The following is a 17,450-nucleotide window of genomic DNA, read 5'->3' as shown; positions in this document are numbered from 1 at the left end:
GCCTGCGACAGCTCGGCCGCGAACGACAGGGGCCACGTGGGGCGGGCGAACCTCAGAAAGCGAAGAACCGTGACCCTCGTTGCCGGCGTCGACTCGAGCACCCAGAGCTGCAAGATCGTCATTCGTGACGCCGAGACGGGGGCGTTGGTGCGCAGCGGTCGAGCCGTGCATCCCGATGGCACCGAGGTCGACCCCGCCGCCTGGTGGGTCGCGCTGAACACGGCCATTGCCGACGCGGGCGGGCTCGACGACGTCGACGCCATCTCCATCGCGGGGCAGCAGCACGGCATGGTGGTTCTGGATGCCGAGGGCCGTGTCATTCGCGACGCACTGCTCTGGAACGACACGCGAAGCGCCGCTGCCGCCACCGACCTGCTCGTCGAGGTGGGTGCGGCAGCCTTCGCCGAACGCACCGGATCCCTTCCCGTCGCCTCGTTCACCGCCACCAAGCTGCGCTGGCTCCGCGACGCCGAGCCCGAGAACGCTGCCCGCGTGGCCGCCGTCGCGCTGCCGCACGACTGGCTCACCTGGCGCCTGCTCGGCTACGGCCCGGCCGACGAGTCACCCCTCGGCCCGGTGCTCGAGGCGCTGACGACAGACCGCTCCGACGCCAGCGGCACCTCGTACTGGAGCCCCGCCCGAGGCGCCTACGACGTCGACCTCTTCGAGCTGGCTTTCGGCCGCCCCGCCGTCGAGGCGCGCGGCGTCGCTTCGGAGGACATCGTGCCTGACGACTCAGGCGACTCTGCCACCCGTACGCCCGTCATCCTCCCGCGCATCGTGCAGGCCGGCGGAGCAGCCGGCGTGACGGTCGTGCAGGGCATCGACCTCAGCGCTGCCGGCGCCACCACTGCCGACACTGACGCCTCAGCCGCTTCCGTCGTCGACAGCACCACGATCCCCGCGGGCATCGTGGTCGGAGCGGGAGCCGGCGACAACGCGGGCGCCGCACTCGGCCTCGACGCAACAGAGGGCGACGTGGTCATCAGCATCGGAACATCCGGTACCGCATTCGCTGTCACCGATCATCCGGTAGCCGACATCAGCGGCACAGTGGCAGGGTTCGCCGATGCCGCCGGCGCCTTTCTGCCGCTCGTCGCGACGCTCAACGCCGCCCGCGTGCTCGCCTCGATCAGCACGCTGCTCGGTGTCGACTACGACGAGTTCGCCGCGCTCGCACTCGCCGCCGAGCCCGGCTCGGGCGGGGTCGTTCTCGTGCCCTACTTCGAGGGCGAGCGCACGCCGAACCTGCCCGACGCCACCGCCACGTACGCCGGCCTCACCATCGCGTCATCGACCCGTGAGAACTTCGCCCGCGCCGCCATCGAGGGCATGCTCTGCGCACTCGCCGACGGCCTCGGTGCCGTGCGTTCGCTGGGGGTGGATGCCCGGCGGGTCTTGCTCATCGGCGGCGCAGCCCAGAATGTGGCAGTACAGGCGGTTGCGGCGCAGGTGTTCGACGTTCCGGTCTCGATTCCGACCCCCGGCGAGTACGTCGCCGACGGAGCAGCCCGCCAGGCCGCCTGGACTCTCTCTGGCGCCCGCCCCACGTGGCCCCTGTCGTTCGCGGCCGAGCTGTCGCAGGCCACCGTTCCCGCCATCACCGCCCAGTACCGTCTGGCCCAAAAGCTCGGCAGCACCCCCCGCGCCTGACCGGCAGGCCGCACCGCACGCCGGCTCCCTTATCGCTGCAGCGACCCTGCAGGAAAACCTCATCGGGTGAGGTGGGGAAGTAGGCGGGGGCCGCCAGCGACCCAATGGGCCAGCTAGAGGCCCTGCGCCAAACGGTAGTAGGCGGCGTTGTAACGCACCTCGTTGGCGAAGGCGCGGGTGGTCGTCGAGCTGTCGATGATCAGCAGCTCGGTGCGCGCGATGTCGGCGAAGTCGGCGAACGTCTCGAGGTCGAGTGCGGTCGACATGACGGTGTGATGCGCGGCTCCGGCGGTCAACCATGACGCAGCTGAGACGGCGAACGACGGCTCGGGCTTCCACACGGCACGCCCGACGGGCAGCTTCGGCAGCGGCGCGCTCGGCTGAACGACCTCGACCACGTTGGCGACGAGGCGAAAACGGTCGCGCATGTCAGACATGGCCACCACGATGCCGGGGCCCGAGTCCGCCGTGAACACGAGGCGCACGGGGTCTTCGCGGCCACCGATACCGAGCGGGTGAATCTCGAGCGTGGGCTTCGAGGTTGTGAGCGAGGGGCTCACCTCGAGCATGTGCGCGCCCAGGATGAGCTCGTTGCCGGGGGTCAGATCGTAGGTGTAGTCCTCCATGAGGGATGCCCCACCGGGCAACCCCGAACCCATGACGTTCGCGGCGTGAACGAGCACCGACGTCTTCCAGTCACCTTCGGCACCGAACCCGTAGCCGTCGGCCATGAGCCGCTGAACCGCGAGGCCCGGAAGCTGGCGGAGCCCGCCGAGGTCTTCGAAGCTGGTGGTGAACGCACCGAAATTGCCGGCCTCGAGAAACGAGCGCAGCCCGATCTCGATGGCGGCGCCGTAGCGCAGCGACTCGCGGCGCTCGCCTCCCGCACGCAGTTCGGGAACAACGTCGTAGAGCTCATCGTATTCGGCGACGAGGGCGTCGATCTGGGCATCCGTCGCCCCATCGACCGCCTCGACGAGCTCGTTGACGCCCCACGTGTTGACCTGCACGCCAAAACGCAACTCGGCCTCGGTTTTGTCGCCCTCGGTGACGGCGACGAAACGCATGTTGTCCCCGAAGCGGGCGAGCTTGAGGTTGTGTGTGGCATGCCAGCCGGCGGCAGCGCGGGCCCAGGTGCCGATCGAGGCGGTGACGGCAGGGTTCGACGCGTGGCCGACGACGGTCTTGCGCGCGACGCCCAGACGGGTCTGAATGTAGCCGAACTCGCGGTCGCCGTGCGCGGCCTGGTTCAGGTTCATGAAGTCGAAGTCGATCTCGTCCCACGGCAGCTCGACGTTGGCCTGCGTGTGCAGGTGCAGCAGGGGCTTCTGCAGGGCGTTGAGGCCCGAGATCCACATCTTGGCGGGGCTGAAGGTGTGCATCCAGGCGATGAGGCCGATGACGTTGTCGCGCGAGTTCGCGTCGAGCACTGCACGCCGAATGGCCTCGGAGTCGGTGAGCACCGGCTTCCACACCAGCGTCACGGGGATGTCGCTGGCCGCGGCGAGCGTCTCGACGATCTGCTGCGACTGCTGGGCGACCTGGGCGAGGGTCTCTTCGCCGTACAGGCCCTGGCTGCCGGTGAAGAACCAGACTTCGTAGCTCTTCAGGTCGGGAATGATCGAGTGGCTCATGAGGCGCTCCGGGTGGTGGGGGTGGGGTTCTGGATGGTCGGGCTGGGGGTGCTGGCGACGGCCGCCGTGCTCGCGATCGAGCCGGCCGGGGCCTGGCCGTAGACGTTCTGGTAGCGGTCGAACAGGGAGTCGATCGCGGCCTGGGGAATGGGCAGTGGCTCCCCGAGCTGGCGCGAGAGGTGCACGGTTCGGGCGACGTCTTCGGCCATGACGGCTGCCTTGACGGCGTCTTTCGCATTCTTGCCGATGGTGAAGACGCCGTGGTTCTGCATGAGTACGGCGCGCGAACGATGACCAGTGAGGGTCTCGACCACGCCGACGCCGATGGAGTCGTCACCGATGATGGCGAACGGGCCGATGGGAATCTCGCCGCCGAACTCGTCGGCCATGGCTGTGATCACGCACGGGATGGCCTCACCGCGGGCCGCCCAGGCGGTGGCATACGTGGAGTGGGTGTGCACAACGCCGCCCACGCCCGGCATGTTGCGGTACACGTAGGCATGCGCCGCTGTGTCGCTCGAGGGAGACCGCGTGCTGCCCGGAGTGCCGTCGATGACAGTGCCGTCGAGGTCGCAGAGGATCATGGCATCGGGGGTGAGGTCGTCGTACTCCACGCCGCTCGGCTTGATGACGAAGAGGTCGGCTCCGGGCACTCGACCGGAGATATTGCCGCCCGTCCAGATGACGAGCCCGTATTTCGTGAGCTCGGAGTGCAACCGCGACACGTCGCCGCGCACAATGTCGATTGCCGCGTCTGTCTCGGCGCCGAACGAGGTCATTTGGTGTTCTCCAGCGCGTGCTGCTCGAGGCTGTCGAGCGGTTCGGTGGTGCCGCGACCGGCGCTGCCGTCAGTGCCCGTGCGCTCGGCGAACCCTTCGCGCCGCAGTGCCGCGAGGCGGTGCATCACGTCGTTCGCACCGCGCCCGAAGTAGTCGTGCAGCGTCGAGTACTCGGCGTACAACCGGTCGTAGCCGGCCGCGGCCTGCTCGTTGGGAACGAACGAGTTGCGGTTGAGCTTGCCCATGGCATCGCCCGCCTCGCGAACCGACTCGTAGGCGCCCGCGGCGACGGCGGCGTGAATGGCGGAACCGAGGGCGGGGCCCTGCTCGCTCGCGATGGTGCTGATGGGCATCCGGAGCACGTCGCTGTAGACCTGCATGAGGAAGGGGTTCTTGATGAGCCCGCCCGCGGCAATGAACTCGGTGACCGGAACACCGGCGGCGGCGAAGGTCTCGACGATCTTGCGCGTACCGAATGCGGTCGATTCGAGCAGTGCGCGGTAGATCTCTTCGGTGCGGGTGGTGAGCGTGGTGCCGAGCACCAGGCCCGAGAGTTCGTGGTCGACGAGCACCGAGCGGTTGCCGCTGTGCCAGTCGAGGGCGATGAGCCCGTGGGCGCCGACGGGGGCGTCGGCGGCGAGGTTGGTGAGGTACTGGTGCACGCTCAGGCCGGCGGCTTTGGCCTCGTCGTGGTAGCGCGGGGCGACCTGCGTGCGAACGAACCACGCGAAGATGTCGCCGACACCCGACTGGCCTGCTTCGTAGCCGTAGAGGCCTTCGACGATTCCGCCCTCGACCACGCCGCACATGCCGGGAACCTCGACGAGCTCGGCGGAGTTCATCACGTGGCAGGTACTGGTGCCCATGATGGCGACCATCTGGCCGGGCTGAACGGCGCGAGCGGCGGGGGCTGTGACGTGGGCGTCGACGTTGCCCACGGCCACCGCGATGCCCTCGGTGAGGCCCGTCCAGGCAGCGGCCTCGGCGCTCAACCGGCCGGCGGATGCTCCCAGCTGGCCGATCTCGTGTTCGACCTTGGTCTCAGCGAAGTCTTCGAAGTCGGGGTTCAGAGCCTTCAGAAAGTCGCGGCTGGGGTACACGCCGTCTTGCAGAATACCCTTGTAGCCGGCGGTACACGCGTTCCGAACGTAGCGGCCGGTGAGCTGCCAGACGATCCAGTCGGCGGCCTCGACCCAGTGCTCCATGACGCCGTAGAGTTCGGGGTCTTCTTCGAGCAACTGAAGGCCCTTGGCGAACTCCCACTCGCTCGAGATGAGCCCGCCGTAGCGCGGCAGCCACGACTCGGCGCGCTCGGCGGCGAGGGTGTTGATGCGCTCGGCCTGGGGCTGGGCCGCGTGGTGCTTCCACAGTTTCACGTAGGCGTGCGGGCGGTCTTCGTAGCCGGGCACCTCGTTGAGGGGTGTGCCGTCGGCGAGGGTGGGAACCATGGTGCAGGCGGTGAAGTCGGTGCCGATGCCGACGACCTGCTTCGGGTCGATGCCGGCGGCGGCGATGGCGGCGGGAACGGCCGACTTCAGCACGTCGACATAGTCGCTCGGCACCTGCAGCGCCCAGTCGGGCGGAAGGGCGGCGCCGCTCGAGGCGAGCGTGACATCCATGACGGCGTGCGGGTAGTCGAGCACGCCTTCGCCGAGTTCGGCGCCGTCAGAGACGCGAACGACGACGGCCCGGCCCGAGAGGGTTCCGTAGTCGACGCCGATGACGTAGGTCTCGGCGGGGCCAGAGGGTGTGGAGCCTGATGGTGTGGGGCCTGAGGCTGCAGGGCTCGGGTTGGTGGTGCTCATGTGGACTCCTTCGTCGGCAGACGCGCGCGGTGTGACCGGTCACATCGGCTAGCACAGCATACCCCTCGGGCACTGTGCGATGTCAACAGAAGGGGGTCAAAATATGCGTCGTACGATCCGGCAGTTCACCCCCGCGGCGGCGCCGTGCTCCCACGCACGATCAGATCGGGCACGATCGCCCCGGCCTCCGGCGACTCCTCGTCGAGGTCGCCTAGCAGCAGCGCGATGCTGCGTCGGCCCAGCTCGGCGAAATCCTGCCGAATCGTGGTGAGCGGCGGCAAGAAGAAGCGCGCTTCGGGCATGTCGTCGAACCCCACGATGCTCACATCGCCCGGAACACTCACTCCCTCGATGGCCAACCCGTGGATGAGCCCCAGCGCCATCTGGTCGTTGGCCGAGAAGATCGCCGTGAAGCGCTCGGCCGGCGGCACTGCCGCCCTCTGGCGGGCGAGGGTGCGGCCCAGCGCGGCACCACTCAGGGCGGTCCAATCGCCGAGCACGGGGGCAGGTGCGACGAGGCCCGCCGCGGCCATTTCGAGCGCAAAACCCTGGGCCCGCGCCTCGGCCTCGAACCAGTCCTGTGGGCCGGCGACGTGCACGATCATCCGGTGCCCCTGCTCGATGAGGTGTCGTGTGGCACGCCGTGCGCCCGAGATCTGGTCGACTGACAGGGCCTGCTCGTCGTTGCTGCCGGTCGACTGCAGCGTCACGAACGGAAGCGAAACCTTGAGCTCGGCGAACATGTGAAAGGCCAGCACCTGGGGGGCGATGACAATCAGCCCCTCAACCGACTGGTCGAGCAGATGGTTGAGCCCACGCTCGAGCGATTCGCGATCAGAGCCGTCGACGTTCACCGTGTTGACGAAATACCCCTTCTCGCGCGCCGCCTGCTCGATGGCCTGCAGGCTCGACGCCGGCCCGTACTGCGAGCTTGCGGCCGTGATGACCCCGATGATGCGCGACCGGCTCGTGGCAAGCACCCGCGCGGCACGGTTGGGGCGGTACTGCAGGTCGTCCATGACCTTCTGAACGCGAGCCTTTGTTTCGCTCCGGATGCTCGGATGATTGTTCAGCACCCTCGAAACCGTCTGGTGCGAAACTCCGGCCAGCCGCGCCACATCACGGATGCTTGGGGCCTTCACCCGCACGGGCTGCCGAGCGGGCGGCTCCGGCGACGACTCTGCCAGCGGCCCGGCCAGGTGCTGCTCCTGCTGCTGCTCCGCATCATCCGGCCGTGTGTTCACGGTCACATCGTACGTCGTCGCGCGCGCCACACCGTTTCGCACGGCGACAACTCGCCGCGTGCCCCTACTGCGGCGGCGTGCGCGCCGACCCATTCGCGAGCACACGCCCCGCGGCCCACAGAAACGGCAGCGGATTCTCGATCGCCGCAGCCGTGCTGCCCGCCAGCTCGGTCAGCGACACCGACGCAGCGAACTCGTCGGGGCTCGCCCCGATGCTGCCCGCCACCAGCAGCGGAAACGTCTCGAACCGGTGGGCCAGCCCCAACACATACGACGGAACCTTGCCGGCCGCCGACTGAAAATCGAACGTGCCCTCACCCGTGATGACCACGTCTGCCGCTTCGATGTCGGCAGCCAGCCCGAGCGCCTCGCCCACCGCTGCGGCACCGGGCCGGATGCTCGCACCCCAGATCAGCAGGCCGAAACCGGTGCCTCCCGCCGCACCCGCTCCCTCGATCTGCGCGAATGAGCGCCCCCTGTGGCTGGCTTCGTCGCCGGATGCCTCGCTGCCGATGCCACTCGAGACGACGATGGCCGCCGCGGCGGGGCTGTCGGTCGGCAGCATGCCGACAATGCTGGCGAATGACGCGAGTGCGGCATCCAGTTCGCCGACATCGGACGGGCTCGCGCCCTTCTGCGGGCCGAACACTGCTGCCGCACCGGCGCTGCCGAGCAACCCGTTCGTGACATCGGTGACCACTATCGCGCCGCCCACCGGCGGCCGGCGCAGCAGCGTGAAGTCGACGCTCGCCACATCGGCAAGGCCCCTGCCGCCCGGCGCCACCGGCTCACCTTCCGCGGTGAGAAACCGTGCCCCGAGTGCAGTGAGCGCCCCGGCGCCGCCGTCGGTCGACGAGCTGCCGCCGATGGCGAGCAACAGCTTTTCGACGCCGTGGTCGAGCGCCGCGGCGATGGCCTGGCCGAAACCGATCGTGTGGGCATCCAGAGGCCGCAGCCCATCGAGCAGTGTGATGCCGCTGGTGTTCGCGAGTTCGACGACCCCCGTGCCACCCGACCGGCCGCGGGTGAGCGCGGCGGCGATCTCGTCGACCGGCTCGTCGGCGTCGACCTCGGGCCCGGGAATCCAGAGCCATTCGGCGGTCACCGGATGATCGTCGGGCCCGGTCACCGTGACAGGCACCCTTACCGCCCGCGGTTCTGCCGCCGCGAACGCATCAATCGTGCCCTCGCCACCGTCGGCCATCGGGCGCTCGACAACCGTGTCGCCGGGGCGCACCTCGCTCCACCCGCCGGCGATCGCCCGCGCCACTTCAGCGGCAGTCGCGCTGCCCTTGAACGAATCGGGCGCGACGACGACGTTCAGTGACGGGCTCATACCCCCAGTCTGCCGCACCCGGTACCCGCGGCCACCTAGAGGCGACCAGCCAACCAGAACTCAGCGATGGCGCCGGATGCCCCGCAGTGCGATCAGCGCACAGAGCACGCACCCTGCAGCGGTCACAAGCAGCAGCACCGACATGGGCGTCAACACGGTGAGGGCCGCGAGAGTGGCCGGCAGCAGAAAGCCCGCATACGTGAGCGAGTAGTAGACCGCCGTGAGACCGGCGAGCTCGTCGGGCGCCGCCATCTCCTGCACGGTCGTGAGACCCGAGACCATCGAGAGACCGTAGCCGGCGCCGAACACCGGCGCGGCCACGAGAACCGCCCACACCTGCTGCGACTCGGCTGCCGGGATGAGCAGCAGCGCCCCAACGCCCGTCAGGCAGACCCCGACCAGGCCGGCGCGACCCCGCAGCGCACGGATGAGCGGTGCGGAGAAGAACTGGGTCGCCCAACCGCAACCGAGGGTGATGACGGTGACGAGCGTGGCGAAACCCACGCTGAACCCGGGGGTCGCGGCGCTCACGAGGCTCGGCCCCACCGCAAAGGCGAGGGCAGGAGCAGCGAACACCCAGGGGGCGAGCGGCAGAATGACCGCAATGAACCGGCCACGCACCGCTTTCGGAATACGAAGCTCGCCGAGCAGGCTCTTGACACCCCCGTGCCCGGGGCCTCCCGCTTCGAAGAATCGCGTCTCGGTCGCCACGGACAGGGCTCCCAACGCGACCACACTCGCCGCGATCTGCACGACGTAGGGCAGCAGGGTGGGCAGCGGCGCCCACTGCGCCAGAACGCCGCCGACACCCGCTCCGCCACCGAAACCGATGGTGAGCACGGCCGACGCCCGCCGGGCACCCGCGCTCGAGCGACCACCCCGTACCGACAGCTCTTTGATCCATGAGGTGCCGACGACCATCCCTGCGGCCACACTGAGCCCGCTCACGAATCGGCCGACGCAGAGCCCGGCGAGGCTCGAACTCGAGGAAGCGAGGATGACGCTGCCGACGATTCCGAGCAACACACCGGCCACCAGCACAGGTTTACGCCCGAACCGGTCTGACCAGGCACCCGAGAGAGCGAACCCCGGAACGATGCCGACAACGTAGACCGCGAGAAGCAGGTCGACCTGCACTTGGGTGAAGCCGTTGAGCTGGCGGTACAGCTGCAGAAGTGGGAGGAACTGGTTGCCACCCCACCCGAGAACGATGACGGCGGGGGCGACGGCGAGCCACGCCCGCGCCGTCGACACCGTCTGTCGGGTCAGAAGTCCCAGTCTTCGTCTTCGGTGTTGACAGCCTTGCCGATGACGTACGACGAACCCGAGCCCGAGAAGAAGTCGTGGTTCTCGTCGGCGTTCGGCGAGAGGGCCGACAGAATCGCCGGGTTCACGTCGGTGACGGTCTTCGGGAACATCGGCTCATACCCCAGGTTCATCAGGGCTTTGTTGGCGTTGTAGTGCAAGAACTTCTTGACGTCTTCGGTCAGGCCGACTTCGTCGTAGAGGTCTTGCGTGTACTGGGTCTCGTTCTCGTAGAGGTCGTAGACGAGCGAGAAGGTGTAGTCCTTGATCTCGTCGCGCGTGGCCTGGTCGACGCGCTCGAGCCCGCGCTGAAACTTGTAGCCGATGTAGTAGCCGTGCACGGCTTCGTCGCGAATGATGAGACGGATGAGATCGGCCGTGTTCGTGAGCTTGGCCCGCGACGACCAGTACATGGGTAGGTAGAAGCCCGAGTAGAACAGAAACGACTCGAGCAGGGTCGACGCGACCTTACGTTTGAGCGGGTCGTTACCGCGGTAGTCGTCGAGAACAATGTCGGCCTTCTTCTGAAGGTTCGGGTTCTCGGTCGACCAGCGAAATGCCTCGTCGATGTCTTTGGTGTTCGACAGCGTCGAGAAGATCGACGAGTACGACTTCGCGTGCACCGACTCCATGAACGCGATGTTCGTGTACACCGCTTCTTCGTGAGGCGTGATGGCGTCGGGAATGAGGCTGACCGCCCCGACCGTGCCCTGAATGGTGTCGAGCAGGGTCAAGCCGGTGAACACGCGCATGGTGAGCTTCTGCTCGGCGGGCGTAAGAGTGTTCCACGACTGAACGTCGTTCGAGAGCGGCACCTTCTCGGGCAACCAGAAGTTGTTGACGAGGCGGTTCCACACCTCGACGTCTTTATCGTCTTCGATCTTGTTCCAGTTGATGGCCTGCACGTTGCGAGCCAATCGAAGCTGTTCAGCCACGGATGTCTTCTTTTCTTGTCACTGGTAATTTCTTACGCGCGAATTGCGAATGGATGTTCAGAGGCGAATTACAGGGCGCAGCTGACGCAGCCCTCTACCTCGGTGCCCTCGAGCGCCATCTGGCGCAGGCGAATGTAGTAGATCGTCTTGATGCCTTTACGCCACGCGTAGATCTGGGCCTTGTTGATGTCGCGGGTGCTGGCGGTGTCTTTGAAGAACAGCGTCAGCGACAGGCCCTGGTCGACGTGCTGCGTTGCCGCTGCATACGTGTCGATGACCTTCTCGTAGCCGATCTCATAGGCATCCTGGTAGTACTCCAGGTTGTCGTTCGTGAGGTACGGCGCCGGGAAGTAGACGCGACCGATCTTGCCCTCTTTGCGAATCTCGATCTTCGAGGCGATGGGGTGAATCGACGCCGTCGAGTTGTTGATGTACGAGATCGACCCGGTGGGCGGAACAGCCTGCAGGTTCTGGTTGTAGATACCGTGCGCCTGAACAGACGCCTTCAGCTCTTCCCAGTCGGCCTGCGTCGGAATGGTGATCGACGCGTTGTCGAACAGCGAAGCGACCTTCACGGTCGACGGCGCCCAGACAGCCGAGGTGTACTTCTCGAAGAATTCACCCGACGCGTAGGTGGAGTCGGCGAAACCGTCGAACACCTCGCCGCGCTCGATGGCGATGCGGTTCGACGCACGCAGGGCGTGGAAGAGAACCGTGTAGAAGTAGATGTTCGTGAAGTCGACGCCTTCTTCGCTGCCATAGAAGACGCGCTCACGAGCGAGGTAGCCGTGCAGGTTCATCTGGCCGAGGCCGATGGCGTGCGAACGGTCATTGCCGGACTCGATCGAACGAACTGACGCGATGTGGCTCTGGTTCGACACCGAGGTGAGGCCCCGGATGGCCGTCTCAACCGTGAGGCCGAAGTCGGGTGAATCCATGGTGAGCGCAATGTTCAGCGAACCCAGGTTGCACGAGATGTCTTTGCCGATGTTGTCGTACGAGAGGTCTTCGTTGTAGGTCGTCGGCGTGTTGACCTGAAGGATCTCCGAGCAGAGGTTCGACATGTTGATGCGGCCCTTGATGGGGTTCGCCTTGTTCACGGTGTCTTCGTACATGATGTACGGGTAGCCCGACTCGAACTGAATCTCGGCGAGGGTCTGGAAGAACTCGCGCGCCTTGATCTTGGTCTTGTGGATGCGCGGGTCGTCGACCATCTCGCGGTACTTCTCGGTGACCGAGATATCGCCGAACGGTACGCCGTAGACCTTCTCGACGTCGTACGGCGAGAACAGGTACATGTCTTCGTCGTTCTTGGCGAGCTCGAACGTGATGTCGGGCACGACGACACCGAGCGAGAGCGTCTTGATGCGAATCTTCTCGTCGGCGTTCTCACGCTTGGTGTCGAGAAAACGCAGGATGTCGGGGTGATGCGCCGAGAGGTACACAGCACCGGCGCCCTGGCGGGCACCGAGCTGGTTGGCGTAGCTGAAGGAGTCTTCGAGCAGCTTCATGACGGGGATGATGCCCGACGACTGGTTCTCGATCTGCTTGATGGGTGCACCCGACTCGCGGATGTTCGACAGCAGCAGCGCCACACCGCCGCCGCGCTTCGAGAGCTGCAACGACGAGTTGATGGCGCGGGAGATCGACTCCATGTTGTCTTCGATGCGCAGCAGGAAGCACGACACGAGCTCGCCGCGCTGGGCCTTGCCGGTGTTCAGGAAGGTAGGCGTGGCCGGCTGAAAACGGCCGCCGATGATCTCTTCGACAAGGTTGATGGCAAGCGTTTCGTCACCGTCGGCCAGGCCGAGGGCGGTCATCACCACGCGGTCTTCGAATCTCTCGAGGTAACGCTTTCCGTCGAACGTCTTCAGCGTGTACGAGGTGTAGTACTTGAACGCACCGAGGAACGTCTCGAACCGGAACTTCTTCGAGTACGCAAGGTCGTTGAGCTTCTGGATGAATTCGAACGAGTACTGGTCGAGCACAGCCTGCTCGTAGTACTCCTTCTCAACCAGGTAGTCGAGTCGCTCTTTCAGGTTGTGAAAGAACACCGTGTTCTGGTTGACGTGCTGCAGGAAGTACTGCTTCGCAGCCTCTTTGTCTTTGTCGAACTGAATCTGGCCGTCGGCGTCATAGAGGTTCAGCATCGCGTTCAGCGAGTGGTAGTCGAGCGCCGACACAGCGGCCGGTGCATCGATCAGTGTGCTTTCCAAAATTCTTCCAATCCTTGGGTGACGGCCTCGAGGTCGTCGGGTGTTCCGAATACTTCAAATCGATAGAGAGTGTTGACATTGCATTTCTGCGCAACGATGTCACCCGCGAGGCCGTACGCTTCACCGAAATTGGTGTTACCTGCGGCTATGACGCCCCGAATGAGCGACCTGTTGTGCTCATCATTGAGAAAACTGATGACCTGCTTCGGGACTGCTCCCCCGGAGTTGCCCCCGCCATAGGTGGGCAGAACGAGAACGTAGGGTTCTTCGACCCTGAGAGCCTCGTCTTTGGCATAGATGGGAATTCGATGAGCGGGTTTCCCCAGCCGCTCAATGAACCTGTGCGTGTTGCCTGAGACGCTCGAGAAGTAGACCAGATCAGGCATGCGTGAAGAAGAAGTTACGCGATGGAACGTGCGGCGAGCTCGGCGATCTTGTCGGGGCGAAAGCCCGACCAGTGGTCGTCGTCGGTGATGACGACGGGAGCCTGGAGGTAACCCAGTTCCTTGACAGCTGCCAGTGCCTTCTCATCGACCGAAACATCGAAGATCTCGAACTCGAGACCCTTGTTCTCGAGGGCGCGGTAGGTGGCGGTGCACTGAACGCAGGAGGGCTTTGTGTAGACCGTGATTGCCATTTTTAGCGCCTTTCTTGTGGTCTCTGGTGACAGGAGTACAACACTACATCTAGTTGTCATCTTCAGACCAGACCCCTAGATGAAGTAGTTACACGCGTGTAATTTTCCACAGGTTTCGAAGAGTTTCCACACTTATTCAACACTCACCATCCACAGGTAATTCCGCGAAATCACGCACTTTGAGGGGGCAATAAGCGGCAGTTGTGGATAACTTCGGCATGTCGGTCTGAGGATAACTTTTGCCTCTGACATTTAACGATCCGGGCGTGTCGCACACCTGTGCAGAACGCTCGCCGCACCACTACGAGCGCGCGCGGCCGCTCAATACCAGTGCCACAACTCCGAGCACCGCGGCGAGGGCGAAGCAGCCGGTGAACGCCCATGCGCTCGGCCCGGCGAACGACGAGAACACGGCTGCAGTCAGCGCGAGGGCTGCGGCGGCACCGATCGAATCGGCTATGGTCAACGCCGATGAGTTGAAGCCCTGGTTCAGAGGGGTCGAGAGTCGCAGGGTCGCCATCGACATACGCGGGTACATGGTGCCCATGCCCGCCCCCGCGAACAGCCACGCACCGATGGAAACCACGGGGCTGAGGTCGAGCAGCGATGCCGTCAGAACCAGCACGATCGCCACGGTCACGAGCACGACGCCGATCCGGATGCTCGCCACGTCGCTGATGCGCTCAGAGTACTTGCCCTGCAACCCAGAGGCAGCGGCCCACGCCAGCCCGGCGAACGACAGGGCCAACCCGGCAAGCGCCGGCGAGAGGGCATGCTGGCTGGTCAGAAAATAGGGCAGGTAGGTCTCGGCTGCCACAAACGATCCTGAGACGATGCCGCGCAGCAGAATTATGCCGGGCAAACCGTGGCGCGCCCGCAGTGCGCCCGCAGGGAGCAGGGGGCGCAGAGCAACGGTGGCGACGGCGATGGAGCCCACTGCGATCATCCATACCGCCGGCCCCGTGAATTGCCCCGACAGACTCGCAGCGAGCACCGCGGCGGCCGCAACCGCCGACCAGAGAATGCGGGCAGGGTTCCAGGCGACGGCTGTGCTGGTGGTCTCGAAACGGCGCATGACGGGCACCACCATGACCATGGCGAGAACGGCGAGCACCACCACACCGAGAAAGACCCAGCGCCAGCCGACGGTTTCGGCAACCACACCGGCGACGAGCGGGCCGACGAGCGACGGAACGACCCACGAGGCCGCGAACCCGGCAAACACTCCGGCGTGCAGTCGCTCGGGGTAGACCCGTGCCACGAGCACGTACAGCGCTACAGTGAGGCCGCCGCCGCCGAGGCCTGACACGAGTCGGCCCAGCACGAGCAGCTCCATGTTCACCGCGAAGCCGGCCACGATGAGGCCGCCCACGAAACACGCCACCGAGACGAACAGGGCGCGCTTCGGGCCCGATCGGTCGGCCCAGTTACCGGCGACGACCATGCCCACCACACCAATGGCGAGCGGGCCAGAGAAGGCGATGGCGTACAGCGACGCTCCATCGAACTGGGCACTGATCGTGGGCATCACGGTGGTGACGGCCAGGGCCTCGAATGCCGAGAGCAGAATGAGCGTGAGCATGCCGATGGTCACCCATCGATACGGCCGGCTCAGGATGCCCGCGGCGGCGTCACCCGACTCCCCCGAGTCTCCCGGCTCGATCTGCTGCTGGGTACTCGGCTCTGAACTCACACCCTCAAGGCTAGGGCTTCTCGCCCCGGCGCGCTCGGAGCCTCGGTCTGCTCCGCTCATGCCTCGCCCCGCCTCGCCCCGCGTAGGCGTCTTACTCCGCGTAGACGTCTTACTCCGCGTCGACTGTCGCGAAGGCTCGCACCGGGAACGTGCCGAACCCCACGACCTTCGGGGGCACCGCCGTGAACCGGGCTCCGCGAAAGGGGAGGCTTGTCAGGTTGGTGAGGTGTTCGACCACGTGGATGCCCGCGTCGAGCAGCAGCGTGTGCGCCGGTCGCTCACCCTTGTGTTCACCCGTCGCCTCGGTGTCGTCGATGTTGAGCGAGTCGATTCCCACCAGCACAACTCCACGCTCGATGAGTTCGCGGGCGCCGTCTTCGCTGAGATACGGCGAGTGCTCAGCGTAGGCGGGGGTGCCGAAGAGGGCATCCCAGCCGGTGCTGAGCAGAACGGCGGTGCCGCGCAGGTCATCGGTGCCGAAAGCGTCAGCCGTGATGCCACGCCCATCGAAGCCCGGCTCGGCCTGGTCTTCGGGGGCCGGGCCGTCGACTTCGGTTGCCTCGAGACCCGGAAACTGGAACACCACGGCCGGAATGTCGACGAGTGTCTCGAGGGCCAGCGTCGACAGGTCGCCTCCGTCGGAGTAACGGTGGAACGGGCTGTCGAGGTAGGTTCCGGTGTTGCCGATCATGCGAATGATGTCCATGCGAAACTCGGTGCCCTCGGCATACACCGCTTTGGAGTTCTCGCGCGTGAGGTGCGGCTCGAACGTCGGTGCGGGCAGGCCCGGGTAGGTCACCAGGCCCTCGGTGATGGTGTGGCTGAGATCAACGAAGCGTCGGGTCACGTGAGGGTCTACTTTCGTGTCGAGGTGGTGCGTCTGTCAAACGTTACAAGCAGGGCTGGCACATCAGCATCGATCCGTTGCTCGGATTGAGCTACCGGCCCAGGGCCGAACGCGGCCACCGCCTCGAGCGCGACGAGGGCGCGAGTGCGCTCAGCAGCGCCGGCCGCGCGGGCCCGGTCGCCGGCGGTGTCACGGGCTCGAATGGCACGGTAGCCGTCGGTTCGCAGGGCATGCACGGTGGCAGCCACACCGATCAGTCCGACTATGCCGAGAGCAATCAAAAACACCACGATATTCACCCCATCTGTCGCGTAAAGCGACGATTGACCTGCGGTTGCAGGCTGTGCACTGCACCTACCGAACTGCGCGGATTCAGTGCGCAGCACGGGGCCGGTGCGGTCTCACGGATCAATCGTGCTCCAGCACGCGCGCACGCGTGATGGCAGCAATGCCATTGTCTATCGAAATACTGCCATCACGTGACCCAGCCGGGTCGTGGTTGTCTGACCCATGGTGGTAATGGTGCGGTGGGCAAAGGTCCGCGTCGTCTGGATCTGATCTGGGAACAGGGTCGTGGGGTTTGTTCCGAGTCGATGCTTTTCGGTGGGATCAAAACCGGGACGCCGTTCTGCATGGCGAGTTTCCACTCAGAAGAATGCACATGGGTGTGGTGGAAGTGACACAGCAGTGCCCCGTTGTCGATGTCTGTACGGCCGGGTGCATAGGTTTGGTGTTTCCAGTCGTCGACGTGGTGGCTTTCGCACCACGACGGGCCGCGGTCGCAGCCCGGCCACACACACCCACCATCCCGCGCCGCCATAGCGGCCCGTTGCGCGGTCGTGAACAGGCGTTTCGTCTTCCCGTGCTGGAGTACTTCCCCGTGCAGCCCGAACACGGTGCTCGTGATGTCGCCGTGGCAGAGGATCTGTTCCACACTCGACATCGGGACCGGGTCAACAATCCCATCAACCCAACCCACACCGTGCCCGGCCGCGAGATCATCAAGCTCGACCCGGATGTTCAGCACCGGGGCGGCACCGTTGATACGCGGCGCACCGGTCAGGCCTGCCGCGACGGTCAGGAGGTCGTAGAACCGGTCGAAGACGAACTGCTCACCCGTACGACGATCCCTCGTCGACGAGTCCGGGGCCACCAACCAATCCTCTGGCTGCCGGCCGAGGCCTTCGTTGGGGGCTGCCGCGCCCTGCGGGCTTGCCCCTGAATGCTCGTTGCCGGATTCGCCCCCAGCAGGAGTGTCGGTTTCGAACTGGGGGCGCACCCTCGGGGACTGCAACGCTTCCAACAACGCCCGCAAACTGCCTGCTTGCAGGGGTGGCAGGAGGGCGATCATTTTGGTCATCCCATC

At 65.7% G+C, this 17,450-nt stretch carries 15 protein-coding genes; 1 reads left to right on the top strand and 14 read right to left on the bottom strand.

Features of this window, described 5'->3' with window-relative positions; all coding sequences use genetic code 11:
* Nucleotides 1-69: 69 nt before the first annotated feature.
* On the top strand, nt 70-1,653 hold the full coding sequence (locus D4765_RS17315) for an FGGY family carbohydrate kinase (RefSeq protein ID WP_136643567.1): 1,584 nt from the start codon (nt 70-72) through the stop codon (nt 1,651-1,653).
* A gap of 113 nt (nt 1,654-1,766) precedes the next feature.
* Here the strand turns inward: D4765_RS17315 and araA are convergent, their stop codons facing one another.
* The 14 genes from araA to D4765_RS17245 form a co-directional block, all read right to left on the bottom strand.
* Nucleotides 1,767-3,287, bottom strand: a complete 1,521-nt coding sequence (gene araA / locus D4765_RS17310) for an L-arabinose isomerase (RefSeq protein WP_136643566.1) — start codon at nt 3,285-3,287, stop codon at nt 1,767-1,769.
* Nucleotides 3,284-4,066, bottom strand: coding sequence for an L-ribulose-5-phosphate 4-epimerase (locus D4765_RS17305; protein ID WP_136643565.1), 783 nt, complete (start codon nt 4,064-4,066; stop codon nt 3,284-3,286). The genes araA and D4765_RS17305 overlap by 4 nt, the downstream gene beginning before the upstream one ends.
* Nucleotides 4,063-5,871: a ribulokinase gene (gene araB / locus D4765_RS17300; RefSeq protein WP_136643564.1), complete on the bottom strand. Its 1,809-nt coding sequence runs from the start codon at nt 5,869-5,871 to the stop codon at nt 4,063-4,065. Before araB ends, D4765_RS17305 begins: the two co-directional genes overlap by 4 nt.
* A gap of 125 nt (nt 5,872-5,996) precedes the next feature.
* On the bottom strand, nt 5,997-7,058 hold the full coding sequence (locus tag D4765_RS17295; protein ID WP_420824548.1) for a LacI family DNA-binding transcriptional regulator: 1,062 nt from the start codon (nt 7,056-7,058) through the stop codon (nt 5,997-5,999).
* Nucleotides 7,059-7,179: 121 nt separating this feature from the next.
* Nucleotides 7,180-8,451, bottom strand: coding sequence for a glycerate kinase (locus D4765_RS17290; RefSeq protein WP_136643562.1), 1,272 nt, complete (start codon nt 8,449-8,451; stop codon nt 7,180-7,182).
* Between the two features lie 60 nt (nt 8,452-8,511).
* On the bottom strand, nt 8,512-9,705 hold the full coding sequence (locus tag D4765_RS17285; RefSeq protein ID WP_161580485.1) for an MFS transporter: 1,194 nt from the start codon (nt 9,703-9,705) through the stop codon (nt 8,512-8,514).
* Nucleotides 9,706-9,716: 11 nt separating this feature from the next.
* On the bottom strand, nt 9,717-10,691 hold the full coding sequence (gene nrdF / locus D4765_RS17280; protein ID WP_136643560.1) for a class 1b ribonucleoside-diphosphate reductase subunit beta: 975 nt from the start codon (nt 10,689-10,691) through the stop codon (nt 9,717-9,719).
* A gap of 68 nt (nt 10,692-10,759) precedes the next feature.
* Nucleotides 10,760-12,907, bottom strand: a complete 2,148-nt coding sequence (gene nrdE / locus D4765_RS17275) for a class 1b ribonucleoside-diphosphate reductase subunit alpha (RefSeq protein WP_272898638.1) — start codon at nt 12,905-12,907, stop codon at nt 10,760-10,762.
* Nucleotides 12,892-13,293 (bottom strand): class Ib ribonucleoside-diphosphate reductase assembly flavoprotein NrdI, encoded by a 402-nt coding sequence (nrdI, locus tag D4765_RS17270; RefSeq protein WP_136643558.1) that lies wholly within the window; start codon nt 13,291-13,293, stop codon nt 12,892-12,894. Before nrdI ends, nrdE begins: the two co-directional genes overlap by 16 nt.
* 14 nt (nt 13,294-13,307) lie before the next feature.
* Nucleotides 13,308-13,544 carry a glutaredoxin-like protein NrdH gene (nrdH, locus tag D4765_RS17265; RefSeq protein WP_136643557.1) on the bottom strand — a complete coding sequence of 79 codons (237 nt, stop codon included), beginning with the start codon at nt 13,542-13,544 and terminating at the stop codon, nt 13,308-13,310.
* A 301-nt stretch (nt 13,545-13,845) separates the two neighbouring features.
* Nucleotides 13,846-15,237, bottom strand: a complete 1,392-nt coding sequence (locus D4765_RS17260; RefSeq protein WP_237280532.1) for an MFS transporter — start codon at nt 15,235-15,237, stop codon at nt 13,846-13,848.
* A gap of 109 nt (nt 15,238-15,346) precedes the next feature.
* Entirely contained in the window at nt 15,347-16,084 is a 738-nt protein-coding gene (locus D4765_RS17255) for a cyclase family protein (protein ID WP_136643555.1), read from the bottom strand.
* A gap of 8 nt (nt 16,085-16,092) precedes the next feature.
* The gene (locus D4765_RS17250; RefSeq protein ID WP_136643554.1) at nt 16,093-16,374 is read right to left on the bottom strand and encodes a hypothetical protein; all 282 of its coding nucleotides are present in this window, start codon (nt 16,372-16,374) and stop codon (nt 16,093-16,095) included.
* Between the two features lie 185 nt (nt 16,375-16,559).
* Nucleotides 16,560-17,450: HNH endonuclease signature motif containing protein (locus D4765_RS17245; RefSeq protein ID WP_136643553.1), on the bottom strand; the 891-nt coding region annotated here is incomplete at its 5' end.

This window comes from Subtercola vilae, from assembly GCF_004923255.1.
GTDB lineage: Bacteria > Actinomycetota > Actinomycetes > Actinomycetales > Microbacteriaceae > Subtercola > Subtercola vilae.
The sequence above is the reverse complement of the archived record's forward strand: the minus strand, read 5'-3'. Positions and strand labels throughout refer to the sequence as shown.